Origin of the sequence: Kitasatospora sp. NBC_00039 (assembly GCF_045160625.1) — a bacterium.
GTDB lineage: Bacteria > Actinomycetota > Actinomycetes > Streptomycetales > Streptomycetaceae > Kitasatospora.
Genome location: NZ_CP108289.1, coordinates 7,814,509 through 7,841,006 on the forward strand (window position 1 = coordinate 7,814,509; position 26,498 = coordinate 7,841,006).

General features: G+C 71.4%; 18 protein-coding genes. 7 read left to right on the forward strand and 11 right to left on the reverse strand.

Annotated elements, in window-relative coordinates; genetic code table 11:
- Positions 1-101 precede the first annotated feature (101 nt).
- The 4 genes from OG286_RS34640 to chvE all read right to left on the reverse strand — a co-directional run bounded on the left by OG286_RS34640 (position 102) and on the right by chvE (position 7,087).
- Positions 102-2,753: an RICIN domain-containing protein gene (locus OG286_RS34640; protein ID WP_405366002.1), complete on the reverse strand. Its 2,652-nt coding sequence runs from the start codon at positions 2,751-2,753 to the stop codon at positions 102-104.
- A 318-nt stretch (positions 2,754-3,071) separates the two neighbouring features.
- Positions 3,072-4,307, reverse strand: a complete 1,236-nt coding sequence (mmsB, locus tag OG286_RS34645) for a multiple monosaccharide ABC transporter permease (RefSeq protein WP_396321269.1) — start codon at positions 4,305-4,307, stop codon at positions 3,072-3,074.
- Between the two features lie 3 nt (positions 4,308-4,310).
- The gene (gene mmsA, locus OG286_RS34650) at positions 4,311-5,876 is read right to left on the reverse strand and encodes a multiple monosaccharide ABC transporter ATP-binding protein (RefSeq protein ID WP_396321270.1); all 1,566 of its coding nucleotides are present in this window, start codon (positions 5,874-5,876) and stop codon (positions 4,311-4,313) included.
- Positions 5,877-5,992: 116 nt separating this feature from the next.
- Positions 5,993-7,087, reverse strand: a complete 1,095-nt coding sequence (gene chvE / locus OG286_RS34655; RefSeq protein ID WP_396321271.1) for a multiple monosaccharide ABC transporter substrate-binding protein — start codon at positions 7,085-7,087, stop codon at positions 5,993-5,995.
- 573 nt (positions 7,088-7,660) lie between these two features.
- Here chvE and OG286_RS34660 point away from each other — a divergent pair.
- The 6 genes from OG286_RS34660 to OG286_RS34685 all read left to right on the forward strand — a co-directional run bounded on the left by OG286_RS34660 (position 7,661) and on the right by OG286_RS34685 (position 15,988).
- A complete protein-coding gene (locus OG286_RS34660) occupies positions 7,661-9,154 on the forward strand; it encodes an arabinofuranosidase catalytic domain-containing protein (protein WP_396321272.1) in 1,494 nt (497 codons plus the stop codon).
- A 453-nt stretch (positions 9,155-9,607) separates the two neighbouring features.
- The gene (locus OG286_RS34665; RefSeq protein ID WP_396321307.1) at positions 9,608-10,597 is read left to right on the forward strand and encodes a LacI family DNA-binding transcriptional regulator; all 990 of its coding nucleotides are present in this window, start codon (positions 9,608-9,610) and stop codon (positions 10,595-10,597) included.
- 332 nt (positions 10,598-10,929) lie between these two features.
- Complete coding sequence (locus OG286_RS34670; RefSeq protein WP_396321273.1) at positions 10,930-12,627, forward strand: ribulokinase; 1,698 nt, start codon at positions 10,930-10,932, stop codon at positions 12,625-12,627.
- Complete coding sequence (locus OG286_RS34675; protein WP_396321274.1) at positions 12,624-13,298, forward strand: L-ribulose-5-phosphate 4-epimerase; 675 nt, start codon at positions 12,624-12,626, stop codon at positions 13,296-13,298. The genes OG286_RS34670 and OG286_RS34675 overlap by 4 nt, the downstream gene beginning before the upstream one ends.
- Positions 13,299-13,309: 11 nt before the next feature.
- Entirely contained in the window at positions 13,310-14,818 is a 1,509-nt protein-coding gene (gene araA / locus OG286_RS34680; RefSeq protein ID WP_396321275.1) for an L-arabinose isomerase, read from the forward strand.
- A gap of 81 nt (positions 14,819-14,899) precedes the next feature.
- Positions 14,900-15,988, forward strand: coding sequence for an aldose epimerase family protein (locus tag OG286_RS34685; protein ID WP_396321276.1), 1,089 nt, complete (start codon positions 14,900-14,902; stop codon positions 15,986-15,988).
- A gap of 57 nt (positions 15,989-16,045) precedes the next feature.
- Here the strand turns inward: OG286_RS34685 and OG286_RS34690 are convergent, their stop codons facing one another.
- From OG286_RS34690 to OG286_RS34710, 5 genes are all read right to left on the reverse strand, one after another.
- A complete protein-coding gene (locus OG286_RS34690) occupies positions 16,046-16,594 on the reverse strand; it encodes a hypothetical protein (RefSeq protein ID WP_405358810.1) in 549 nt (182 codons plus the stop codon).
- 181 nt (positions 16,595-16,775) lie between these two features.
- The gene (locus tag OG286_RS34695) at positions 16,776-18,209 is read right to left on the reverse strand and encodes a GH1 family beta-glucosidase (protein ID WP_405358809.1); all 1,434 of its coding nucleotides are present in this window, start codon (positions 18,207-18,209) and stop codon (positions 16,776-16,778) included.
- A gap of 43 nt (positions 18,210-18,252) precedes the next feature.
- Entirely contained in the window at positions 18,253-19,128 is an 876-nt protein-coding gene (locus OG286_RS34700; RefSeq protein ID WP_405358808.1) for a carbohydrate ABC transporter permease, read from the reverse strand.
- Between the two features lie 3 nt (positions 19,129-19,131).
- Positions 19,132-20,121, reverse strand: coding sequence for a carbohydrate ABC transporter permease (locus tag OG286_RS34705; RefSeq protein ID WP_396321281.1), 990 nt, complete (start codon positions 20,119-20,121; stop codon positions 19,132-19,134).
- Positions 20,122-20,135: 14 nt separating this feature from the next.
- Positions 20,136-21,473 carry an ABC transporter substrate-binding protein gene (locus OG286_RS34710; RefSeq protein ID WP_405358807.1) on the reverse strand — a complete coding sequence of 446 codons (1,338 nt, stop codon included), beginning with the start codon at positions 21,471-21,473 and terminating at the stop codon, positions 20,136-20,138.
- Positions 21,474-21,739: 266 nt separating this feature from the next.
- Between OG286_RS34710 and OG286_RS34715 the strand changes: the two genes are divergently transcribed.
- Positions 21,740-22,762 carry a LacI family DNA-binding transcriptional regulator gene (locus OG286_RS34715; RefSeq protein WP_405358806.1) on the forward strand — a complete coding sequence of 341 codons (1,023 nt, stop codon included), beginning with the start codon at positions 21,740-21,742 and terminating at the stop codon, positions 22,760-22,762.
- Positions 22,763-22,819: 57 nt separating this feature from the next.
- On the opposite strand, the gene OG286_RS34720 is transcribed toward OG286_RS34715, so the two are convergent.
- The gene (locus OG286_RS34720) at positions 22,820-24,646 is read right to left on the reverse strand and encodes a glycoside hydrolase family 6 protein (RefSeq protein WP_405358805.1); all 1,827 of its coding nucleotides are present in this window, start codon (positions 24,644-24,646) and stop codon (positions 22,820-22,822) included.
- 16 nt (positions 24,647-24,662) lie between these two features.
- Entirely contained in the window at positions 24,663-26,174 is a 1,512-nt protein-coding gene (locus tag OG286_RS34725) for a cellulase family glycosylhydrolase (RefSeq protein ID WP_405358804.1), read from the reverse strand.
- Positions 26,175-26,498: the final 324 nt, after the last annotated feature.

Genomic DNA, 26,498 nt, shown 5'->3' on the forward strand with positions numbered 1-26,498 from the left:
GAAAAGGTTGCCGCGCCGACGCAGCTTTCTGTCCGGCGTTTCCTGGGGCCGGCCCGTGGGCGGGCGACGCGGATCCGCCGCCCGCCCACGGGCCGGGCCGGTCAGGACGGGTCGCCGTAGACCACCCCGCGGCCGTAGCCGCCCAGGTAGACCCGGCCGTAGACATCGGGGTCCCCGGAGACGACGTTGATGACGCTCCCGCCGAACTGGTGCTGGTCGTCGTTGATCCGGACCCAGGTCGAGCCGCCGTCGGTGGAGCGGAACAGGCCGCTGACGCCCTTCACCTTCCCGCTCAGGTAGACGGCCTGGTAGCCGGCGCCGGGCGCCGCCTTGCCGAAACCGACGGCGCCCGCCTGCTCGACGCCGTCGAGCTTGCGGAAGCTCGTCCCGCCGTCGGTGGAGTGCCGCAGCCCGTTGCCCCCGCCGGCGATCCACAGGTCACCGGCGACACCCGGGACCGCCTTGAGCTGCCCGTCGCCCAGCCCGGCGGCCCGGGCGGTGAAGTGCCGACCGCCGTCGGTGGAGGCGTACAGGGTGCCACCGCTGAGGGCGTAGAAGGTGTTCGCCGCCGAACGGTCGGCCACCACGGTCGCGTCCTTGGGCAGACCGGAGACCGCTGCCCAGGACGCGCCCCGGTTGGTCGAGAGGAACGGCGTCTGGCCCGCAGGGCTCCACACCACGGCGCCGCCGTCCGCCGAGACGGCCGTGGAACCGCCGCCCGCGTCGCCCACCGGAGCCGTCGCGAAGGGGGTCCAGCCGGCTCCGCCGTCGGTCGAGTAGGCGCCGTGCTGCGCGCCGCCGAGGCCGACCCGCACCATGAACTCCGGCTTGCCCTGGGCGAAGTCGATGCCGGTGGTGTTAGTGAACAGCGGCCCGCTCAGCGCCTTGGCGGGGACCTTGGTGAGGTCGTCGTGCCGGAACCCGCTGACGTCGCCGAGCGCGCTGATCAGCGGGAGGCCGGGGGGCTTGACCAGACCGAGCGTCGCGGTCTCCTCCAGGCCCTTGGCGGGGATGGTCCAGTGGGTCGGACGCCCGCTGTCCGCCGCCGTCACGTCGCTGCTGCCCCACATGCCCGATCCGGTGCCGTACAGCACGTGACCGGCGTCGAAGGGGTCGATGGCCAGCGCGCCCATCCAGTGCCCGATGCCGGTACCCACGTAGGGCGCCGCGGAGTTGTCCCGCTCCGAGCTCGCGCCGAGCGCCTTCCAGGTGGCACCGCCGTCGGTCGAGCGGTAGAGCTCGTCGGAGGGCCACCAGCGGTCCAGCGTCGTCACCATCACGGTGGCCGGGTGCTGCGGGTCGACCGCGAGGCCGGCGAAGCCGTAACTGCCGCTGGACGGCGAGACGTTCTTCCACGCCCCGGTGGACGGCGTGTACTTCCACACCGAGCCGGCCGTCACCCCGTTCGGGCCGGGCGCGTTGGTGTACGTCAGGTAGAACGAGCCGTCACCGGACAGCACACCGTGCTGCGGCAACTGCCCCGTCGGCTGGCCCGGGACGGCCTGCCAGCTGGCACCGCCGTCGGTGGAGCGGTACAGCGAGGTCGACTTGTCGGCCACCCCGACGTAGATCGTCCTGCTGCCGGACGGGCCGAAGGTCACGAAGGACAGGCCGACGCCGCTGCTCGCACCGTCCTTGACCGGGAAGCTGCCGACCTGGTTCCAGGTGACGCCGTAGTCGTTGCTGCGCCAGAGGCCGTTCTTGCGGGTGCCCAGGTGGAGCGTGCGGTGGTCGGACGGGTCCACCACCAGCCGCTCGCCCATGGACCGGCCGTCCTCGTTGCCGCCCAGCTTGAACGGCAGGTCGGTGCGCTGGAACGTGCGGCCCTGGTCGGTGGAGCGGAGGATCGCGCCGTTGCCCGCCCAGTCGTTGGTGTAGGTGCCGCTGGCGAGGTACAGCCGGTTCGGGTCGACCGGGTCGGTCGCCAGGCTCTCGGTCCCGAGCAGGTTCCAGTCGGCGCCACCGATCCAGTCGGTCAGCGAGGTCCACTGTCCGGCGGCCGCGTCCCAGCGGTACGCGCCGCCGATGTCGGTCCGGGCGTACAGGAGGTCCTTGCGGGCGGGGTTGAAGACCAGTCCGGTGACGAACCCGCCGCCGACGATCTGCGCGTTGTGCCAGGTGTACCCGCCCGTGCCGGATACCTTGACGAGCCGCCACTGCTGGTTGGTGCTGCCCCGGTCGGCGTACTGGATGAGGGGCACGCCCTCGTCGCTGCCGCCGCCCCACACGTCCAGCACCATGCCGCTGCCGCGGGAGACGAACTTCACCGCGCCGTCCCCGACGTCCTGCATCCGCCACTGCTGGGCGGCGGAGGCGCGGTCGCTCTGCTGCTCGACCGCGGCGGCGGACTGCGAGGAGTCACCGCGCACCCCGAGGACCTTGTGGCTGCCGTGGTTCTCCAGCTCGTAGTAGCCGTCCCCCGTCAGCCGCATCCGCCACTGCTGGCTCGCGGCGCCGGCCGCGCGGTTCATCTGCCGTATCCAGGCACCGTCGGCCGTGTCCGCTCCCGGCACGTCCAGCGCCTTGTCGCTGCGGACGGACACCAGCGTGTAGTAGGCGTCGGGATCCACCGACGCGGCCTTCGAGTCGGCCTGCACGAACAGCAGGTAGGGGCCGAGCACACCGGGCACACCCAGGGCCAGGCCCAGCGTGGTCCAGCGCCGACGGTGACGCCCACGGGGACGCCGCACACCACCGGCGGCCGGGCGGCCGCGCCGGCCGCGGCCGTCTGCCGTGGGATCCGTCTCGTTCATGGGGGCTACTCCTTGCTTCGGCCCTGCCACCACGCGCCCACCCGGTCAGGCGGTGCGCGACGGCGGTCGGCGGTGGGATCGATCGGACGACCCGGGGGTGTTCGGCCCTCGGTGTCGTCCATCAGTTGCCGCCGGTGCGCGGGAGGTTGCCGCCCAGTCGAAGATTCTCGTGGTCCACGTCCGGCCTTGACGATCGGGCACGGGGCTGAACAAGTGCCCGACTCACCTGGTCGAGTCCGCCGGGGCGCGAACGCATGTCGCCCTCGGCCGTCCGATGGAGGACGGCCGAGGGCGAGGGCGTTCGGGGTGGTTCCGGGGTCAGGAACCGGCCCGGCGCTTGTTGTAGACGTCGAACCCGACGGCCGCGAGCAGCACCAGGCCCTTGATGACCTGCTGGTAGTCGGTGCCGACGCCGACCAGCGACATGCCGTTGTTCAGCACGCCGAGCACCAGGCCGCCGATGATCGCTCCGAGGACGGTGCCCACGCCGCCGCTGGCGGAGGCGCCACCGATGAAGGCGGCGGCGATGGCCTCCAGCTCGAAGTTGATGCCGGCCTGCGGGGTGCCGGCGTTCAGGCGTGCGGCGAAGACCAGCCCGGCCAGCGCCGCGAGGACGCCCATGTTGGTGAAGGCGAGGAAGACGACCCGCTTGCTCTTCACCCCGGACAGCTTGGCCGCCGGCTCGTTGCCGCCGATGGCGTAGGTGTGCCGCCCGATGATGGAGTTGCGCATCAGATAGCCGAAGCCGACCAGCAGCGCACCGAGGATCAGCAGCACGATCGGCACGCCGTGGTAGCTGGCCAGCAGCAGGGTGAAGACGACCACGGCCGCGGTGATCACGGCGAGCTTGGCCAGGAACAGCGCGAGGGGGAGCGGCTCCAGCCCGTACGAGGCGGTCTGCCGCCGACCGCGCACCTCCTGGAGGATCGCGACGGCTAGCACCGCGAGGCCCAGCAGCAGGGTGAGGTTGTGGTAGTTGGTGTGCGGTCCGACCTCCGGAAGGAAGCCGCTGCTGATGCTCTGGAAGCCCTTGGGGAAGGGGGCCACCGACTGGCCCTGGAGCAGGATCTGGGTGCCGCCGCGGAAGAGCAGCATGCCCGCCAGGGTGACGATGAAGGACGGGATCCCCAGGTAGGCGATCCAGAAGCCCTGCCAGGCGCCGGCGAGGGCGCCGATCACCAGCGCGGCCAGCACCGTCACGGGCCACGGCAAGTGGTGCTTGACCATCATCACCGCAGCGGCGGCCCCCACGAAGGCGGCCAGCGAGCCGACCGAGAGGTCGATGTGCCCGGCGATGATGACGATCATCATCCCGATCGCCAGGATGAGGATGTAGCCGTTCTGCTGGATCAGGTTGGTGATGTTGAGCGGCTGGAGCAGGATGCCGTCCGTCCAGATCTGGAACAGCAGCACGATCAGCGCGAGGGCGAGCAGCATGCCGTACTGGCGCACGTTGCCGCGCAGCGCGCGGGCCAGTACGCCGCCGAGGGAGGGGCCGGGGCCGGCCTGCGGTGCCTTCGGGGACGAATCCGGGATGATCTCGGTCTGGGCCATGCCTCACACCTGCTCGTTGCTGGATGCGGCGCTCATGGTCATGAGCCGCATGAGGGATTCCTGGGTGGCGTCGGCACGGGCCACCTCGCCGGTGATCCGGCCTTCGGCCATGGTGTAGATCCGGTCGCACAGGCCCAGGAGTTCGGGGAGTTCGGACGAGATGACGAGCACGGCCTTGCCCTGGGCGGCCAACTCGGCGATGACCGTGTAGATCTCCGCCTTCGCGCCGATGTCGATGCCGCGGGTGGGCTCGTCGAGGATCAGCACCTCCGGCTCGGCGAAGATCCACTTGCTGAGGACGACCTTCTGCTGGTTGCCGCCGCTGAGCGTGCCGGTCCGGGTGAACACCGTCGGGGCCTTGATGTTCATGGTGCGCCGGAAGGATTCGGCGACCCTGGTCTCCTCGTGCCGGTTGACCCGGCCGTTACGGGAGACCTTGCCGAGCGCGCTCAGCGAGATGTTCCGGCTGATGTCGTCGATGAGGTTGAGGCCGAGCTGCTTGCGGTCCTCGGTGACGTACGCGATGCCGTGCCCGATCGCCTCGGGCACCGTCCGGGTGCGGATCTCCCGGCCGTGCAGCCGCACCCGGCCGGCGGCCCACCGCCCGTACGAGCGGCCGAAGACGCTCATCGCCAGCTCGGTGCGGCCCGCGCCCATCAGGCCGGCGATGCCCACGATCTCACCGCGCCGCACGTTCAGCGAGGCGCCGTCCACCACCATGCGCTGCTGGTCGATGGGGTGCCGGACGCTCCAGTCCTCGACCTCGAAGGCGACCTCGCCGATGTCGGCCCCATCCTCGGTGAAGGGCTGTCGCTCGGGGTAGCGGTGCTCCAGGTCGCGGCCGACCATGCCGCGGATGATCCTGTCCTCGGAGATGCCCCCGGGGCCGATCGCGATGGTCTCGATGGTCTGCCCGTCGCGCAGGATGGTCACGGCGTCGGCGACCCGGGCGATCTCGTTCAGCTTGTGGGAAATGATGATGCAGGCGATGCCCTGCGCCTTGAGTTCGAGGATCAGGTCGAGCAGCTTGCGGCTGTCCTCGTCGTTCAGCGCCGCGGTCGGCTCGTCCAGGATGAGCAGCTTGACCTTCTTGGCGAGCGCCTTGGCGATCTCGACCAGCTGCTGCTTGCCCACGCCGAGGTCGGCGATCCGGGTGTGCGGGCTCTCGTCGAGGCCGACCTGGCGGAGCAGTTCGGCGGCGTGGGTGAGCGTCCGGTGCCAGCTGATGATGCCGCGGGAGGCGTGCTCGTTGCCGAGGAAGACGTTCTCGGCGATGGACAGGTACGGCACCAGCGCCAGTTCCTGGTGGATGATGACGATGCCGCGCTGCTCGCTGGCCCGGATGTCCCTGAACCGGCAGGGCGCGCCCTCGAAGAGGATCTCGCCCTCGTAGGCGCCGTGCGGGTAGACGCCGCTGAGCACCTTCATCAGGGTGGACTTGCCGGCGCCGTTCTCGCCGCAGATGGCGTGCACCTCGCCGGCGGCGACGGTCAGGTTGACCTCGGAGAGCGCTTTGACACCGGGGAACGACTTGCTGATCGACCGCATCTCGAGAACGGGTCCAGCCATGGGTGTGCGTCCGTATCGTTCGGGGCGGTGCGGTGGGGGAGGAGCCCCGGGCTCCGGGGAGCCCGGGTTCCGTACCGCCGGTCTCGGCGCGGGGCCCGTCGGCCGGGCCCCGCGGGCTACTTGAGCTGGTCCGCGGTGTACTGACCGCCGTCGACCAGGACCTTCTGGTAGTTGTCCTTGTCGACACTGACCGGCTGGAGCAGCTGCGCCGGGACGGTCTTCACGCCGTTGTTGTACTGGCTGGTGTCGTTGACCTCGGGCTTTCCGCCGGTCAGCAGTGCGTCGCCCATCTGGACGGCGGCCTTGGCCAGCTGGCGGGTGTCCTTGTAGACCGTCTGGGTCTGCTCGCCCGCGATGATCGACTTCACCGAGGCCAGCTCGCCGTCCTGGCCCGTGACGACCGGCAGCGACTTGACGGTGCCGTACCCGACGCCCTTGAGCGAGGACAGGATCCCGATCGAGATGCCGTCGTACGGCGAGAGCACGGCGTCGACGTGGGCGGAGGTGTAGGCCTTGCTCAGCAGGTTGTCCATCCGGGACTGGGCGACACCGCCGTCCCAGCGCAGGGTGGCGACCTGGTTGAAGTCGGTCTGGCCGCTCTGCACGACCAGCTTCTTCTGGTCGATGTACGGCTTGAGGACGCTCATCGCGCCGTTGAAGAAGAAGGTGGCGTTGTTGTCGTCCGGCGAACCGGCGAACAGTTCGATGTTGAACGGCCCCTTGCCGTCCTTGAGGCCGAGCTTGTCGACGATGTAGCTGCCCTGGAGGACACCGACCTTCGTGTTGTCGAAGGTCGCGTAGTAGTCGACGTTCGCCGTGCCGCGGATCAGCCGGTCGTAGGAGATCACCCGGATGTGGGCGTCGGCGGCCTTCTGCAGCACGTTGGTGAGGGAGGAGCCGTCGATGGCCGCGATCACCAGCAGCTTGGCGCCCTTGGTGATCATGTTCTCCACCTGGGAGACCTGGTTCTCCACCACGTTGTCGCCGTACTGCAGGTCTGTCCTGTAGCCCTTGGCCTGGAACTCCTTGACCATGTTGGTGCCGTCGTTGATCCAGCGTTCCGACGACTTGGTCGGCATCGCGATGCCGACCAGGCCACCCTTGGCGTCGCCCGTGGCGGGGCCGTCACCGGCACCGTTGGCACTCTGGCCGCAGGCCGCCAGCGAGAGCACCAGGCCCCCGGCGACCAGGCCCGCCGAAATCTTCCGCACAGTTCCTCCAGTGATGTTCCGCGACCGGGCACAGAGAACCCCTGGTGGGCGACTGGGAGCGGTCGAGCGGGGCCGGCCGGAGTGGTCCCTCGCGCTGTGGAATGTTGGGCGGCGATAGCTCTGGCCTGGCGTGACATGAATTGTTAACGCTCACAAGAACGGCGTCAAGGGGTGCGGGATCACCGTTGGATCGCGGTGCGCCGTCGGCCGGGGCGAGCGGGGCGCGTCGGCCGAAGGGGAGGGGCCTACCGGACGTCGTCGGGTGAGGACTTGGCGATCGACGGGTGGACGGCGGGATCCGATGCGGGCTCAGGATCTCGTCACCGCGCTTGGTGTCAGGCGATCGGCCGTGATGGCCGAGTCGAGCCCGTGGGTGTGGTCGCTCGCGCGTGGACCGCCAGCCGGCTGGCGAACGGGTGGCGTCGAGGCGACGCCGGCCCTTCGGCGGCGGCCCGGCGCCGGGGCGGCGGGATTTGTCAGAAGCCTTGACGGAAGACGGCTGAAGGGGCACTGTCCAGAGTTGTTAACGCTCACATGCTCCCTAGTCGCGCTAAAGGATGAGCAGGAGACGCCATGAGTGACAACAGAAGGACGATGCGGAGGATCCACGGAGGCGGTGCGCTGCGTCGCCTCTCCCGAGCCGGGGCCGCCCTCGCCGTCCTGGTCGGCGCACTGGCCGGTGCCACCGCGACGAGCGGCGTGGCGCAGGCGGCCGCGCAGGGGCCGTGCGACATCTACGCCGCGGGCGGGACGCCCTGCGTGGCCGCGCACAGCACCACCCGCGCGCTGTACTCCGGTTACGGCGGGCCGCTCTACCAGGTCACGCGCTCGTCGGACAAAGCGGTCCGGGACATCGACGCCCTGGGCGCGGGCGGCTACGCCGACGCCGCCGCGCAGGACGCGTTCTGCGCCGGCACCACCTGCGTCATCAGCGTGATCTACGACCAGAGCGGGAGGCGCAACCACCTCACCCAGGCGCCCGGCGGCGGGGCCGCACCAGGCCCGGACGACCTCGCCGTCGCGACCCTCGCACCCGCCACGCTCAACGGTCACAAGGCGTACGGCGTCTACGTGGCGCCCGGCACCGGGTACCGCAACAACCACACCTCGGGCATCGCGACCGGCGACCAGCCCGAGGGGATGTACGCGATCCTCGACGGCACGCACGACAACGGTGGTTGCTGCTTCGACTACGGCAACGCCGAGACGAGCAACAACGACACCGGCAACGGTCACATGGAGGCGATCTACTTCGGCAACATCAAGGTCTGGGGCTACGGCAGCGGCCCGGGCCCCTGGGTGATGGCCGATCTCGAAAACGGCCTGTTCTCCGGGGTCAACACGGGCTACAACGCCAACGACCCGACGGTCAACCACCGCTTCCTGACCGCCATGGTCAAGGGCGCGCCGAACCAGTGGGCGATCCGCGCCGGCGACGCCCGGTCCGGCGGCCTGTCGACGTTCTACTCGGGACCGCGCCCGAACGCGTCGGGCTACAACCCGATGCACAAGGAGGGCGCGATCATCCTCGGCATCGGCGGTGACAACAGCAAGGGCGCTCGGGGCACCTTCTACGAAGGCGTGATGACCAGCGGCTACCCGTCGGACGCGACCGAGAACGCCGTCCAGGCCAACGTGGTGGCCGCCGGCTACGCCGAGTCCGCCGTCGCCGGCACGGGTGCGCTGCGCGGGGCGGGTTCGGGCAAGTGCCTGGACGTACCGAACGCCTCCACCACGTCCGGTGTGCAGTCGCAGATCTACACGTGCTCCGGAGGAGCGAACCAGGCCTGGACCCGCACGGCAGACGGCCGGCTCACCGTGAACGTCTCCGGCACCACGCTGTGCCTGGACGCCTACGCGCGCGGAACCGCCGACGGCACCAAGGTGGTGACCTGGCCCTGCAACGGCGGTGCCAACCAGCAGTGGCGGTTCAACGGTGACGGCAGCGTCTCGGGCGTCCAGTCCGGCCGGTGCCTGGACGTCGCCGGGGCGGCGGTCGCGAACGGCACGCCCGTCCAGTTGTGGAGCTGCTGGGGTGGCGACAACCAGCGGTGGGCGTTCGGCTGACGACCCTCCCGGAGGGCGAGCCTCCCGGCCGGGCCCCGGTTCCGCAGCGAGCGGAGCCGGGGCCCGGCTGCTTTGCCCGCCTGTTTTCCGCCCGGCTGCTTCGGCCCGGCTGTGGTGCCCCGGACGGTGTCACCGGGTGGGCACGCGATTCCGCGGTTCCGGCCTTCGACGGTGTGACCCGACTGCGAAGCGGGAAGGCGTCGGAGGCGTCGAGATCACATAGGTGCCCGTGGTGTCCGATCCGGCCCCTTTTGATGGTCGGGGCGAACTCCAGAGCGCTCACTTGCCGCAATGGCCACATGCCGGCGGCCTGAAGGGCTGGTAAGAAGAGGACCACCCTTCGGACCGAGGGTGACGAATTGGCCTGGACCTGGTCGCGTACTGTGGTCACAGTCGAGGAGGGGACTGCGAGTGGGAACCGAGAGTGCCGGGACGGAACAGCGCCAGCCCGTGATGGCGGACGTGGCGAAACTGGCGGGTGTGTCCCACCAGACGGTGTCCCGGGTGCTCAACGGTGCGCCGCACGTCCGGCCGGACACCCGGGACCGGGTGCTGGCGGCCATCCGGGAGCTGGACTACCGGCCCAACTCCGCCGCCCGCGCCCTGGTCACCCGTCGTTCGCAGACCCTTGGCGTCGTCAGCTTCGACTCGACGCTCTACGGGCCCGCCTCGATGCTGGACGGAATCGAGCAGGCCGCACGCAGCGCCGGGTACTTCGTCAGCGTGACCAGCCTGCGCTCGCTGGACGGCCGATCGGTCCAGGAGGCCGTCGACCGGCTGCGCGACCAGGGGGTGGAGGGCGTCGTGGTGATCGCGCCGCAGACCTCCGCCGTCAGCGCGGTGGCCCGGCTCTCCAGCTCGGTGCCGGTCGTCGCGGTCGGATCGGGCAAGCAGACGCAGGTGCCGATGGTGTCGGTGGGCAACCGCTTCGGTGCCGGAGAGGCCACCGGGCACCTGCTCGACCTGGGCCACCGCACCGTGCACCACGTGGCGGGACCGGCGAACTGGGTGGAGAGCCAGGACCGAGAGGAAGGGTGGCGCCTCACGCTGCAGGCGGCGGGAGCCCCCGTGCCGGAGGTGGAGCGTGGCGACTGGAGCGCCCGCTCGGGCTACCAGGCGGGACTGAGGATCGCCAAACTGTCCGATGTCACCGCCGTCTTCTGCGCCAACGATCAGATGGCCCTCGGCCTGCTGCGTGCCCTGAACGAGGCCGGCCGGTCGGTCCCGGCGGAGATCAGCGTGGTCGGCTTCGACGACATTCCGGAGGCCGCCTACTTCATCCCGCCGCTGACCACCGTGCGGCAGGACTTCGGCGAACTCGGCAGGCGGGCTCTGGAACTGCTCGTCGAGGAGCTGGAGGGCACCGCGCCCTCTCCGGCCCAGGTGCAGATCTCCCCGGAGCTGGTGCTGCGCCACAGTGTGGGCCCCGCTGCCCGGCGTTGAACCGCCGACAGGTCCGCGGTAACGCCCCTGTCCTCTCGTTCCGAACCTAGCTGCCGACCAGGGAACTTCTCTTGACACGGATTTTGTTAGCGTTCACAATTCCTGTGAGCGTTAACAAGAGCCCCCCAGCTCCACCGGCCGAGCACTGACATCCCGCTTCTGAGTGCTCGGCCGGTGGCCCCCGCGTTCCGCCCTCTATGAGGGAGAGGTAGCGGAGCGGCGCCTGTCGCCGGTGTGCTCCCCCCTGCCCCGGTCATGGACCGCGCCGGCGACAGGCGACAACAGTTGCTCACGGCACCAACGCCGTTCCCCCGTACGAAGGATGAGCACACGTGACCATCAATCCCGCCGTTCCGGATCCGGACCGCTACGTGGTCGGAATCGACTTCGGCACTCTCTCCGGCCGTGCCGTGGTGGTCCGGGTGCGGGACGGTGAGGAGGTGGGAACCGCCGTCCACGACTACCCGCACGCCGTCATCGAGCGCGAACTGCCCGGCGCCGGCCGGCCGCTCCCGCCCGACTGGGCGCTGCAGCACCCCGGTGACTGGCGCGAGGTGCTGCGCACCGCCGTCCCGGCCGCACTCGCCGCCGCCGGGGTCGACCCGGCGCACGTCATCGGGATCGCCACCGACTTCACGGCCTGCACCGTCCTGCCGGTGCTCGCCGACGGCACCCCGCTCGCCGAGACGTCCGTGTGGGTGACCCGCCCGCATGCCTGGCCCAAGCTCTGGAAGCACCACGCCGCCCAGGGCCAGGCCGACCGGATCAACGCCCTGGCCCACGCCAGGGGCGAGAAGTGGATCTCCCGCTACGGTGGCCGGATCTCCGCCGAGTGGCAGTACGCCAAGGCACTCCAGGTCCTGGAGGAGGACCCGGCCGTCTACGCCGCGACCGCCCGCTGGATCGAGGCCGCCGACTGGATCGTCTGGCAGCTCACCGGCGCCGAGAGCCGCAACGCCTGCACGGCCGGCTACAAGGGCATCCACCAGGACGGGAGTTACCCGAGCGAGGACTACCTCGCCGCGCTCCACCCGGACTTCGCCGACTTCGCCCGCACCCGCCTGGAGCACCCGCTCTCCCCGCTCGGCTCCCGGGTCGGTTCCCTCACCGCACGGGCGGCGCAGTGGACCGGTCTGCCGGAGGGCATCGCGGTCGCCGCCGGCAACGTCGACGCCCACGTCGCCGCCCCGGCCGCCCGCGCCGTCGACAACGGCCGGCTCCTCGCCATCATGGGCACGTCCACCTGTCACGTCGTCAACGGCGCGACGCTCGCGGACGTCCCCGGCATCTGCGGCGTGGTCGAGGACGGCATCGTCGCCGGCTCCTACGGCTACGAGGCCGGCCAGAGCGCCGTCGGCGACATCTTCGCCTGGTGGTTGCGCCAGGGCGTGCCCGCCGACTACCTGGCCGAGGCCGAGGCCGACGGCGAGGACCTGCACCGGCTGCTCAGCCGCAAGGCCGCCGCCCAACCCGTCGGCGCCCACGGCCTGGTGGCGCTCGACTGGATGAACGGCAACCGCTCCACCCTGGTCGACCACCACCTGTCCGGCGTGATCGTCGGACTCACCCTCGCCACCCGCCCCGAGGAGATCTACCGGGCCCTGCTGGAGGCCACCGCCTTCGGCACCCGGGTCATCGTCGAGGCCCTGGAACGCGGTGGCGTCCCGGTCACCGAGTTCATCGTCACCGGCGGCCTCAAGAAGAACGCCCTGCTGATGCAGATCTACGCCGACGTACTGCGCCGCCCGGTCTCGGTGGCCGAGTCGGAGCAGGGTCCCGCGCTCGGCTCGGCGATCCATGCCGCGGTCGCCGCCGGGGCGTACCCGGACGTACGGACCGCGGCCGACGCCATGGGCCGGGTGCAGCGGGGCGCCTACCGGCCGGACCCGGCCGCCGCCGACGTGTACGACCGGCTCTTCGCCGAGTACCGCGCCCTGCACGACCACTTCGGCCTCGGCGCCGACAAGCTCCTGCACCGCCTGCGCGACATCCGGAACGCCGCCCTCACCACACCGAGCGAGGCATTGTGAACGCGAACGCGACCATCGACCTCATCCGCCGACAGGTCAGCGACCTGCACCAGGAACTGGTCCGCTACAACCTGGTGGTCTGGACCGCCGGCAACGTCTCGGCCCGCGTCCCCGGCGAGGACCTGCTCGTGATCAAGCCCAGCGGCGTCTCCTACGACGAGCTGACACCGCAGAACATGATCGTCTGCGATCTGGACGGCAACGTCGTCGAAGGCGGCCATGCGCCGTCCTCCGACACCGCCGCGCACGCCTACGTCTACCGCCACCTCCCCGAGGTCGGCGGGGTGGTCCACACCCACTCCACCTACGCCTGCGCCTGGGCGGCCCGGGGCGAGGCCGTGCCCTGCGTCCTCACCGCGATGGCCGACGAGTTCGGCGCCGAGATCCCGGTCGGTCCCTTCGCCCTGATCGGCGACGACTCGATCGGCCGGGGCATCGTGGACACCCTCAAGGGCCACCGCTCGCCCGCCGTCCTGATGCAGAACCACGGCGTGTTCACCATCGGCAAGGACGCCGAGGCGGCGGTCAAGGCCGCCGTGATGTGCGAGGACGTCGCCCGCACCGTCCACCTCTCCCGCCAGCTCGGCGAGCCCCTGCCGATCGCCCAGGCGGACATCGACAGTCTCAACTTCCGCTACCAGAACGTCTACGGCCAGCCCCAGGGCCGGTGAGGAGCCACCCCATGAAGAAGCCGATGGAGGGCCGCGAGGTCTGGTTCCTGACCGGCAGTCAGGGACTCTACGGCGAGGACACGCTGCGCCAGGTCGCGGAACAGTCCCAGCGGATCGCCGAAGCCCTGAACCGAGACCTCCTCCTGCCGGTCGAGGTCGTCTGGAAGCCCGTCCTCACGGACGCCGACGCGATCCGCCGGATCTGCCTGGAGGCCAACTCCGAGGACGGCTGCATCGGCCTGATCGCCTGGATGCACACGTTCTCCCCGGCGAAGATGTGGATCGCCGGTCTGGACGCCCTGCAGAAGCCGCTGCTCCACCTGCACACCCAGGCCAATGTCGAACTTCCCTGGCAGGCCATCGACATGGACTTCATGAACCTGAACCAGGCCGCCCACGGCGACCGCGAGTTCGGCTACATCCAGTCCCGCCTCGGCGTCCCGCGCAAGACCGTCGCCGGACACGTCACCGACCCGGCCGTCTCCGCCAGGGTTGCCACCTGGGCCCGCGCCGCCGCCGGCCGCGCCGAACTCCGCGGCCTCAAGCTCGCCCGCTTCGGCGACAACATGCGCGACGTCGCCGTCACCGAGGGCGACAAGGTCGAGGCCCAGCGCCGCTTCGGCGTCTCCGTCAACACCTACGGCGTCAACGACCTCGTCGCCGCCGTGGACGCGACGGAGGACGGCGACGTCACCGCGCTGGCCAAGGAGTACGAGGACGGCTACCGCCTCGCCCCCGAGCTGCGGGCCGGCGGGGAGCGCCACGAGTCGCTGCGCTACGCGGCGCGGATCGAACTCGGCCTGCGGGGCTTCCTGGATCAGGGCGGTTTCAAGGCCTTCACCACCAACTTCGAGGACCTCGGCGGACTGCGCCAGCTGCCCGGCCTCGCCGTGCAGCGGCTGATGGCCGACGGCTACGGCTTCGGCGGCGAGGGCGACTGGAAGACCGCCACCCTGCTGCGCACCCTCAAGGTGGCCGCCACCGGACTGACCGGCGGCACCTCCTTCATGGAGGACTACACGTACCACCTGGAGTTCGGCCGCGAGCTGATCCTCGGCGCGCACATGCTGGAGGTCTGCCCGAGCATCGCGGCGGCCACCCCCTCCTGCGAGATCCACCCGCTCGCCATCGGCGGGCGCGAGGACCCGGTCCGGCTGGTCTTCGACGCCGAGCCCGGTCCCGCGGTGGTGGTCGGCCTGGCCGACCTCGGCGACCGCTTCCGGCTGGTCGCCAACGAGGTCGACGTGGTCGAGCCGCCGGCGCCGCTGCCCAACCTGCCCGTCGCCCGCGCCGTCTGGAAGCCGCGTCCGGACCTGCACACCTCCACCGAGGCCTGGCTGACGGCCGGCGCACCGCACCACACCGTGCTCTCCGGCGCGCTCGGGGTCGAGGAGCTGGAGGACCTCGCCGAGATGATCGGTGTGGAGCTGCTGGTGATCGACGACGACACGAACATCCGCCGGTTCACCAAGGAACTGCGCTGGAACCAGGCCTACCACCGCCTGGCCCAGGGGCTGTGAGACCCCTGCCCAGGACCGGCGACGCCCGCCCGCCCGGCGGGCGTCGCCGTTTCCCACCGGCCCGCAAGAACGGAGCAACCCGTGCCGAGAGACGCACTCGTGTCCCCGGGTGAACTGACGGTCTGCCAGGAGGTCGCCGCCACCCTCCCGGACGGGCAGCCCGTCACCGGCTGGACCATCGGCTCGCCGGAGGGCCTGACGGTGGAGGTGCTCGACCTGGGTGCCCGCCTCCAGGCCCTGTACGCGCCGGACCGGCACGGTCGGCGGGCGAACGTCGTCCTCGGCTGCGAGGGCGTCGAGGACCTGCTCGGCGAGGCCGCCTACCTCGGTGCCACGGTCGGCCGGTACGCCAACCGGATCGCCGACGGCCTGCTGCCGCTCGACGGCACGACACACCGGCTGGCGACCCAGCCCAACGGCCACACCCTGCACGGCGGCCCGGACGGCTTCGCCACCCGGCTCTGGGACGGCGTGCCCGTCCGGGAGGGCAGGCGGGCCGGAGTGCGCCTGCGCTTGCACAGCCCCGACGGCGACCAGGGGTTCCCGGGGGCGCTCACCGTCGAGGTGACGTACCTGCTCGACCCGGCCGGTGCCCTGTGGATCGGCTACCGGGCGACCACGGACGCCCCGACGGTGGTCAACCTCGCCAACCACGCGTACTTCAACCTGGCCGGCGAGGGCAGCGGGACGGTGCTCGACCACCTGCTCCGGGTCGAGGCCCCCGAGTACCTGCCGGTCGACGGGGAGCTGATCCCGGTCGACCCGATCGCCCGGGTCGCCGGCACGCCCTTCGACCTGCGCGAGGCGGCGGTGATCGGCGAGCGCGTAGCCCACATGGACCCGCAGATCCGCCGGGCCGGCGCGGGCTTCGACCACAACTGGGTGCTCGACGGGAACGGGTTCCGGAAGGTCGCCGTGCTGAGCCACCCGGCCAGCGGCCGGCGCGTCGAGTGCCTGACGACGGAGCCGGGGCTCCAAGTCTACACCGGCAGCCACTTCGACGGCTCGCTGACCGGCCGCTCCGGCCGCCCCTACCACGCGTACGCGGGCATCGCGCTGGAGACGCAGCACTTCCCCGACTCGCCGAACCGTCCCGAGTACCCCTCCACCGTCCTGCGCCCCGGTGAGGAGTTCCGCTCGACGACGGCCTACTGCTTCTCGGTGGAGTAGCGGACGTTCCACTGAGGGGAACGGGGGCGGTGGGCCGGCAGGAGCCCGCCGCCCCCTTCACATCGTTCCTCGGTCGGCGGCGAAGATCCACACGTCCCAGGCGCGGAGGGAGACCGACCCGCCGCCGGGCACCGGGGCGCCGCCCAGCACGTCGACCAGGTCCGTGGGCGCGGAGGCCTCGGCGGGCTGCCAGCTCCAGTTGTGCACCACGTGGACGCGGCGCCCGTCGGGGGCCGTACCGGTGCTCGCGGTGACGGAGACGGGCAGGTCGTGCCAGCCGCTCGCGGGAGCGGGGGCCAGCCAGGTGGCCACGGCTCGGGCCAGGTCGCGGCCGGGCACCGTGCCGACGCAGGTCACCCGGCCCGCGCCGTGGGCGCGGGTGGTGACGGCGGACCAGCGGCCGAAGGGCGGGTGGTCGTACCCGGCCGGCACGGTCGCGTCGGTGGCGGTGAGGCCCTCGACCCAGCGGGTCGCGGTCGCGCCGGCCGGAAGCTCCAGCGGGCTGCCCGGGACGGTACGCAGTGGGAGGTCCGAGGGCAGGTTGCTGACTCGTCGTACCAGGCGCCCGCGGCGGCGGCGAGCCGTGGCGGAGCGGTCTCGTGGCACGCCCGGGCCTCCTGGTCGGCGTAGCCGGTGCGGGGGCCGAGCACGAGGTGGCCGCCGGCCCCGGCGTAGGCCGCGCCGCGCCGGCGCGAACGGGACCTCGCACGGTCGGCGCGCCCGGTGGAGCAGCGCCCGGCGGCCGGTGTCGGACGGGCCGTCCGACACCGACCGCGGGCCCGCCGTCCTACGGGCCGACCGGCGGGTGCAGCTCGCCGGTACGGGCCACCCGTCCGTACCAGCGGGCGCTGGACTTCGGGGTGCGGGTCAGGGTGGAGTAGTCGACGTGGACCAGGCCGAAGCGTTTCGCGTAGCCGTACGCCCACTCGAAGTTGTCCAGCAGGGACCAGGCGAAGTAGCCGCGCAGGTCGGCGCCGTCGGCGGCCGCCCGGTGGACCTCCGCCAGGTGGGCGTGGAGGTAGGCGGTGCGCTCCGGGTCGTCGACCGTTCCGTCGGCACCGGGTTCGTCCGCGTACGCCGCGCCGTTCTCGGTGACCACCAGCGGCAGGCGCGGGTAGCGCCTCGCCAGGCCGGTCAGCAACTGGTGCAGCCCGGAGGCGTCGACCGCCCACCCCATCGCGGTCCGCTCGCCCGGTGCCGGGTGGAAGCCGACCTGGTCCGCTCCCGGCCAGGGTGAGGCCGTACCGCCGCCGTGGCCGTCCTCGCGGGCGGGGACGGCGTCCTCGGCGGTCGCGGAGACCACCGTGGGCGTGTAGTAGTTGACGCCCAGCCAGTCCAGCGGCTGGTGGATCGCCTTCGCGTCGCCGGCCCGGACGAAGGCCCAGTCGGTGAGGTGGGCCGTGTCGCCCAGCAGGTCCTCGGGGTAGCCGCCCTCCAGCATCGGGCCGAGGAAGACCCGGTTGCCGACGGCGTCGATGTGGCGCACGGCGTCCTGGTCGGCGGCGGACGGGGTGAGCGGGCGCAGTGCGTGCAGGTTGAGCGAGACCGACAGCCGGGCGGTGGGGGGCAGCACGCCGCGCAGCGCCGTGACGGCCAGGCCGTGGCCGAGGTTCAGGTGGTGGGCGGCCCGCAGGGCGGCCACCGGGTCGGTGCGGCCGGGGGCGTGGACACCGGAGCCGTAGCCGAGGAAGGCGCTGCACCAGGGCTCGTTGAGGGTGGTCCAGTGGCCGACCCGGTCCCCGAGCGCCTCGCCCACCAGCGCGGCGTATTCGGCGAACCGCTCGGCGGTCGGGCGCTCGGGCCAGCCGCCGGACGACTCCAGCTCCTGCGGGAGGTCCCAGTGGTAGAGCGTGGCGACGGGGGTGATCCCCGCGGCGAGCAGCTCGTCGGCGAGGCGGCGGTAGAAGTCCAGGCCCTGCTGGACGACCGGGCCGTGGCCGGTGGGCTGGACCCGCGGCCAGGAGACGGAGAAGCGGTAGGCGGTCAGGCCGAGCTCGGCCATCAGCCGCACGTCTTCGCGGAAGCGGTGGTAGTGGTCGACCGCGACCTCGCCGGTGTGGCCCTGGAAGACCTTGCCCGGGGTGCGGCAGAAGGTGTCCCAGATCGAGGCGGTGCGGCCGTCCTCGGCGGCGGCGCCCTCCACCTGGTAGGCGGAGGTGGCCGCGCCCCAGAGGAATCCGGCCGGGAACCGGGGCAGCGGGGCGGCAGGGGTGAGGGCCATGTACGGCTCCCAACGGTGAGGGGATTCGGGTTCGGAGGGTGGTTCAGTTCTTGACGGCGCCGGCGGTGATGCCGCCCACGATGTGCTTCCCCAGCAGCGCGAAGACCAACAGCAGCGGCACCGTGGAGATGAGCGCGCCGGTCAGCACGATCGCCTGGTCGACGCTGTGATTGCCCGACCCGAGGCCGGCGAGGGCGACCTGGAGGGTGGGGTTGCCGTCCGGGGTGAGCGCGATGAAGGGCCAGAAGAAGTCGTTCCAGGCCTGGACGAAGACCAGCATGCCGAGCACGGCCATCGCCGGCCGCGCCACCGGGAACACCACGTGCCAGATGATCCGCAGGCTGTGCGCGCCATCCACCCGGGCGGCCTCCACCAGCTCCACCGGCAGGGCTTCGATCAGGTACTGCCGCATGAAGAAGACCCCGAACGCGGCGACCAGGGAGGGCAGCACCACCGACTGCAGCTGGTCCACCCAGCCCAGGTCCGTGATGATCCGGTAGAGCGGGATGACGCTGAGCTGCGGCGGGATGGTCATGGTGGCGACGACCACGGCGAGCAGCACGTTGCGGCCCCGGAAGGGCAGTTTGGCGAAGGCGAACCCGGCCAGGGTCGCGAACAGCACGGTGGACAGCGCCACCAGAGCGGCCACCACGGTGGTGTTGACCAGGGCCCGGCCCATGTCGACCTGGTTCCACGCGAACGCCAGGTTGTCGAACAGGTGCGAGCCCGGCAGCAGGGGCGCCGGCGCCTCGACCACCCGCTCGCCCGTGTGCGAGGCGGCGACCAGGTTCCAGTACAGCGGGAAGAGCGAGACCAGGGCGGCCAGCGCGAGCAGGACGTAGGTCAACGGGCCGGCGTGGTGCTGGCGCCCGGCGGACGGACGCCACCGGCGACGGGACGCGGGTGCGGTGCTGCTCATGGGTCAGAGCCTCCTGCGGCGGCGGACACGGACGACGAGCGTCTGCACGGCACCGGCCGACAGCAGGAGCAGCAGCATCACCCAGGCGATCGCGGAGGCCTGGCCGAGCGCGCCGGTCACCCAGCCCTTCTCGTACATGAGCAGGCTGAGCGTCTGGAACTGGTTCCCGCTGCCGCCGCTGACCCCCAGGCTGCCACCGAACAGCATGGGCTCGCCGAAGAGTTGGGTGGCGCCGATGGTGGACACCACGATGGTGAACAGGATGGTCGGGCGGATCGACGGGATGGTGACGCTGAGGAACTGCCGTGCCCGGGAGGCTCCGTCGATCGCCGCCGCCTCGTACAGGTCCTGCGGGACCGCCTGCATGGCGGCCAGGTAGATCAGCGCGTTGTAGCCCGTCCAGCGCCAGGTGACGATCGCCGAAATGGCTATCTGCGCGGGCCATTTGGACGACTCCCAGTCCACCGGGTGGAAGCCCGCCCAGCCGAGCGCGGTGTTGATCAGCCCGTAGTCGCTGTTGAACAACTGGGCGAAGACCAGCGTGGCGGCGGCGATCGAGGTCGCGTACGGAGCGAGCACCGCGACCCGCAGGAAACCCCGGCCGCGCATCCGGTAGTTGAGCAGGTGGGCCAGGCCCAGGGCGAGCAGCAGCTGCGGGACGGTGGAGATCACGCCGATGGTGAAGGTGTTGCCGAGGGCGTTCCAGAAGAAGTCGCTGTCCCACAGGTCGGTGTAGTTGCGCAGGCCCAGCCATCGGGCCTCGCCGCCGAGCTCGACCCGGTGCAGCGAGAGCCAGCCGGTGTAGACCAGTGGGAAGAGGCCGAAGGCGGCGAAGCAGAGGAAGAACGGCGCGACGAAGGCGTACGGCGCCGCCTTCGCATCCCACCGGTGCAGGTGGCGGCGCCAACTGCGGCCGGGTGGAAGGCTCCTGGAGGGGTGGGTGGCGGACGGGAGCGGGGCGCCGTCGGCCGCCACCCGGGTGGGGGTGGACACGGGCAGTCCTTCCGCTACTTCTGGATCTTGTCGTCGATCAGCTTCCCGGCGTTGGTCCACGCCTGGGCGGGATCGGTGCCGCGTTGCTCGATGTCCAGGATGCCGTTGTCGGTGATGAAGGTCTTGGCCTGGCCGTCCCAGCGGCTGATCGGGACGGCCTTGATGCCGGCGGCGGCCTCGGAGTAGATCCGGCCGACCGGGGTGTCGCCGAAGAACGGCAGGGTGGCGTTCCGGACGGCGGGGGAGGAGAGGGCCTCCTTGCTGGAGGGGATGTTGCCGTTGACGGCGAAGACCTTGGCATGCTGGGCCGGGGCGGTCAGCCAGGCCGCGAGTTCGGCGGCCTCCTTGACGTGCGCGCCGGACTTCGGGACGGCGAGGAAGGAGCCGCCCCAGTTGCCCGCGACCGGCGCCGGGGCGATGTCCCACTTGCCCTGGTTCTCCGGACCGGCCTGGTCCTTGATGATCCCGGTCATCCAGCTCGGGCAGGCAACGGTCGCGAACCGGTTGTTCTTGAAGCCCGCGTTCCAGGTGCCCTTCTCGTCGAACTGCCGCAGTTTGGCCGTGATGCCGCCGGTGGCCGCGGCGGTGGCGATGGACCAGGCCTGCTTCACTCCCGGGCTGTTCCGGTAGTCCAACTCGCCCTTGGCGTCGGCGTACTGGACCGGCTCGCTGGAAACGACGGCGTTGAAGAGCCCGCTGGCGGAGTCGTGGAAGGCGGTGCCCTCGGGCGCCTTCGCCTGGTAGGTGCGGCCGGCCTCCAGGAACTTGTCCCAGCTGCCGGCCCAGAGCGCGCCGACCTGGGCGCGGTCGGTGGGCAGCCCGGCCTTGGCGAAGAGGTCCTTGTTGTAGCAGATCGCCATCGGGCCGATGTCGGTGCCGAGGCCGATGACCTTGCCGTCCGCGGTGGTGGCCTGCTTGGTCTTCCAGTCCAGGAAGGTCCCGAGATCCGCCCCGCCGGTGGTGCCGAGGTCCGTCCACTTGCCCGCGAGGGCGGGCCCGGTGGCCTCGGCGATGTAGCCGACCTCGACGGCCTGGATGTCGGCGAGGCCGCTGTCCCGGGAGAGCCGCAGCTTGAGCGTGTCCCAGTACTTCTGCCCGTCGGCCACGTTGGACTCGGCGATCTTGATGCCGGGGTGCAGCTTCTCGTACTCGGCGTAGAGCTTGGCGCCGGTCTCGTTGTCGTAGCCGAAGGAGCCGTAGGTGCCGATCCGCAGGGTGACGGTGCCGCTTTCGCCGCCGGCCTTCGCGCCGCCGCCGCTGCCGCAGCCGGCCAGCAGGGCGGTGCTCGCGGCCATGGCGGCGAGCGCGGTGAGGCGTCGACGTCTGGTGGTGACGGTGCTGGTGCTCTGCATTCCGCTCTCCTCGTCCGGGGTGGTGCCGGGAGTCCGCCATGGCGGCCATCGGCCTATGGGAGCGCTCCCATCTCACAGCCGGAAGGGTCCTGCCCGGCTGCGCAGAAGTCAAGAGATGAAGCCGAATTGCCCTCCAGCGCCTTGCGGTTCGCAGATCGACGCCACTTCCTGAATGCGACGGACCGTGGCGGTGCCGTACCCCTGTGATCTACGATGCGCGCCAGGCAGGGGCGAGACCGGTGGCGGTGACGGAAGGCGCGTGGGCAGTGAGCGGACGGCAGACCGGGAGGCCGACCCTGGAGGAGGTCGCGGCCCGGGCCGGGGTCGGGCGCGGCACGGTGTCCCGGGTGATCAACGGCTCGTCGCAGGTGAGCGAGCAGGCGAAGGAGGCGGTGGGCCGGGCCATCGCGGAGCTCGGCTACGTCCCCAACCGGGCGGCCAGGGCGCTGGCGGGCAGCCGGACGGACGCGGTCGCCCTGGTCGTGCCCGAGACAGAGGCCCGGGTCTTCGCGGAACCGTACTTCCTGGACATCATCCGCGGCGTGAGTGCCGAACTCGGCGCGGCGGACAAGCAGTTGCTGCTCACCCTGATCCGCACCGACCAGGAGCGGCAGCGCTTCGAGCAGTACCTCGCCGCGCAGCGGGTGGACGGCGTGCTGCTGGTCTCCGTCCACCGGGACGACCCGCTGCCGGACCAGGTGCGCGCACTGGGCCTGCCGGCCGTGCTGAACGGCCGCCGCTCGCCGGACGAACCGGTGGCCTACGTCGACTCCGACAACGTGGGGGCCGGCCGTTCGGCCGTGGCGCACCTGGCCGGACGCGGGCGGCGCCGCATCGCCACCATCACCGGACCGCTGGACATGGACGCCGCGCACGGCCGGTTGACCGGCTACCGCCAGGGCCTGGCGGCCGCCGGACTGCCGGGGGACGGGCGCCTCGTCGAAACCGGGGACTTCACGGAGGAAGGCGGCCTCCGGGCGATGCTCGCCCTGCTGGAGCGCTGCCCCGATCTGGACGCGGTGTTCGCCGCCTCCGACGTGATGGCGGTCGGGGCCCTCGCCGTCCTGCGGGCCCGCGGCCTGGACGTGCCCGGAGACGTCGCGCTGGTGGGCGTCGACGACTCGCCGGTGGCCCGCCATCTCGACCCGCCGCTGACCAGCGTCCGACAGCCGATCGAGGAGATGGGCCGCACGATGGCCAGGCTTCTGCTGCGGCAGATCGGCGGCGAGGGCGCGGAGCCGTCCCGTCTGGTGCTGCCGACGGAGCTGGTGGTGCGGCAGTCCTCCTGAGGACCCGCCGACCGTCCGGAAGCCCGCCGGCTCCCGGACGGTCAGGGGCGTCCGGTGCTACAGCGCCGGGTAGGCGTTCTTCAGCAGCTCCTGGAACTGGGCGGAGAACCACTCCCCGGCCAGCGGCGCGTTCGGAAGCGCACCGGACATGCTGTTGTTGTTCCGCGGGTTGCCGGTGTACGTCGGGTCGCACATCCGGTCGAAGCCCTTGCCGTCGTTGTTCGGGATCTCCTTGCTGGCCCCGTCCGACTCACCCGGCGGCTTCATCCAGACGTACGCGTCGATGCCCGCCGCCGGGGCCGCCTGCGGCCGCTCACCGAGGCCCGCGCCCGCCTGGTTGCACCAGTTGCCGGTCTGGAAGCGCCGGTCGTAGCGCCCACCGTCCACGTACGCGTCGACGCTCGTCCTCGGCCCGGCCCCGGACGGCCGGGCGGTGCCGCCCCAGCCGTTGCGCGAGGTGTCGATCAGCATGCCGATCCTGGAGTCGAAGCCGATCGAGACCAGCTTGGCCCGCATCGCCTGCGCGTAGGAGAGCTCGTCGACGTACCGGTTCCAGTCGACCCACTTGGACTGGCGGACGGAGGTGCCGTTGACGCTGTCGTCGATGGTGAAGTTGTTCTCCTTGAGGGCGCTGTAGTTCGCGGTGTTGACGATGAAGCCGTGCACGTTGGCGAGGGTGGAGCCCTCGGCCGTCGCGGCCTGCTTGAACAGCTCGGCGGACGCGCCGAGGTTGTCGTCCCAGCCGAGCCAGCCGTGGTGCCCGGCGTCGACGTAGTTGTACACGTTGGGGACGGCGCCCAGCTTCTTGAGCGCGTAGCCCACGCCCGTGATGTAGTTGCCGTTCGCCTTCATCACGTCGCAGGCGGGGGTCGCGGTGGCGCGCGGCGCGGTGTTGGTGGCGAGGTTCGGCAGCGAGTCGATCTCGACGGCGGTGACGATGCGCAGTCCCGCGTACTTCGGATCGGCGAGGATCGCCGCGATCGGGTCGATGAACTCCGTCTTGTACCGGCCGATCTCGGTCGGGCCGAGCTCCCCGTTGGAGGCGAGCGCGGAGCAGTCCCGGCCGGGCAGGTCGTAGATCACCAGCTGGACGACGAGCTCGCCGCTGCCCTTCTGCCGCAGCGCCTCGTCGAGGTGGGCGCGCAGACCCATCTTGCCGTTCGCGCCGGTGACGGCGGCGATCCGGTCGACCCAGACGCCGGTGGGCTGACTGGAAACCCTGCTGCCGCCGGGCTCGGCGGCGGCGTTGGCGGACCACTCGGGGTTCACGTAGACCTTCGCGCCGGCGTACGGGTTGTCGACGCGGGTGCCGGGCTGGGTGGTGGGCGTGCCGGTCGGGGTGCCCGTGGGCGTACTCGTGGGAGTGCTCGTGGGAGTGCTCGTGGGAGTACCCGTGGGGGTGGGGGTCGGCGTCGTGGTGGCGCCGTTGCAGAGCACGCCGTTGAGCTTGAAGGAGGTGGGCACGGGGTTGGTTCCGCCGTACGAGCCGTTGAAGCCGAAGGAGGTGGAACCGCCGGTCGCCAGGTTGCCGTTGTACGAGACGTTCCGGGCGGTGACAGCGGCCCCGGACTGGCCGATGGTGGCGTTCCAGCCCTGGGTGACCTGCTGGTTCCCGGCGAAGGTCCACTCCAGGGTCCAGGAGCTCAGCGGGTCACCGGTGTTGGTGACGGTGACGTTGGCGCCGAAGCCGGTGTCCCACTGGTTGGAGACCTGGTAGTCGACGCGGCAGCCGGCCGAGGCGGCGCCGGCCGAGGTGGACAGCACGGTGGCGGTGGCGCCGGTGGCGGTGAGCACGCCGAGGGCGGCCAGCAGGGCGGTCCGGCTGCTGCGCAGCCGGTTGACGCCGGGGCGGGTGGGGTGCGTGGATCCGGTGGTGCGGCTCATGGTGTGGGGGTTCCCTTCAGTGTTCGTTCAGGGCGCGAAGGTGGTCTCGCAGCCCGGTGCCGAATGTGGTGGGAGTGCCGTCGTAACCGCTGATCAGGGCAGGACCGGAGGAGCAGTCCCAGGTGTTCCAGGTCCAGCCCAGGTAGGAGAGCCCGCGGTCGTCGGACCACTTCATGACGCGGTCGACGAACGCGTGCCCGCAGGTGTTCTCACCGATCTCGCCCGCCACGAGCGGGACACGGGCGGCGACCGGAGCCAGGGTGGATGTCCAGCAGGCCTCGCTGGCGCAGGAGTTGAAGTTGTAGACGTGCCAGGCGGCGGCCAGTTCGCCGGTCGGGTCCGAGGGTGCGTGGGCTAGCCAGCCGCTCAGGTCGTTCGAGTAGGCGATCCCGGGGACGAGCACGACGTTGCGCGAACCGGTGGCCCGGACGGCGTCCACCAGGTCTTGCATGCCGGCCACCTCGTAGCCGATGCCCGGGCAGGTGCCGCCGTCGCGCCAGCAGGCCCAGGCCTGGTCGGTGGTGGCGGTGGCCCGGTCCGGGTAGGGCTCGTTGAACAGGTCGAAGACCACCCGGCGGTCGTCCTTGAAGGTGTTCGCCACCGAGCTCCAGAAGGCCGGGGTGTAGCGGGCGTCCGGCATCGGCTTCTGGCAGGAGGCGTGCACGTCCGGGCAGCCCGCCGAGTTGCCGGTGTACTGGCCGTACGTCCAGTGGAGTTCGACCACGGGGGTCATCCCGTGCGCGAGGACGCGGTCCACCAGCCCCTTGACGGCGCTGACGTACGCGGGACCGCGGTACTCGGGCCGGATGTTGTCCAGGCCGAGCCAGCACTCCTCGTTGAGCGGGATCCGGACGGTGTTGACCCTCCAGTCCGCGATGGCCTGGACGGCTGCGTCGTCCACCGGGCCGTCGAAGATGCCGTGGTCCTGGACGCACATGAACTCGCCGCCGGAGCGGTTGACCCCGAGCAGGCGGCGGGTGGCGCCGCTCGGGTCGGTCAGCCGGTTGCCGCTGACGCTCAGCTCCGGCGCGCTCGTGGGTGGGGTGGTGGTGGGGGAACCGGTCGGGGTCGGTGCGGTAGTTGGCGTGGTGGTCGGTGTGGGTGAGGAACTTCCCGCACAGGCGAGGCCGTTGAGGGTGAACCCGGCCGGCGCGGGATTGTCGTCGGACGAGGAGGCGATGAGGCCGAGGGTGACGCTCGCGCCGTTCCCGAGCGAGCCGTTCCAACTCTCGTTGGTGGCGGTCACCTTGCTACCGGACTGGGACCACGTGGCGCCCCAGCCCTGGGTGATGTGCTGGCCGCCGGTGAAGTCGAAACCGAGGTTCCAGCCGCCGGTCGGTGTGCCGTAGTCGGTGACCACGACGGAGGCCTGGAAGCCGCCGGCCCACTGGTTGACGGTGGAGTAGGCCACGGAGCAGCCGAGCGAGGCCGCGGCGCCCGAGTCCGAACCTGCCACGGCGAACGCGGCGCTCACCATGGTGAGGACCGCGCCGCCGAGCAGCGCTGTGAGACGTGGGGGGTGTCGCATGAGCGACTCCTTGCAGCGAGGACACGCCGCCCTCCGGCGCGTCGACTGACGGAATCGCTCCCACTGGTGGGCACTGACCGTAGCGCCAACTGCCGCCAAGGAAAAGAGGAGTTGCCGGGTTTTGTCGGCAGAGGAGTTCGACTCTTCAAGCCTCTTGACGGGTTCGCGCCGATCCTCCACAGTGGGAGCGCTCCCACTGGTTCGAACATGTCCATGGGACGGTCACCGTGCCGGCGCGGGACGCACCGGCGACGAGCACGGGGACCCGTCCACCACGATCACCGGACGCCCGGAGGCGCCCCCACCTCCGGGCTCGACAAGGCC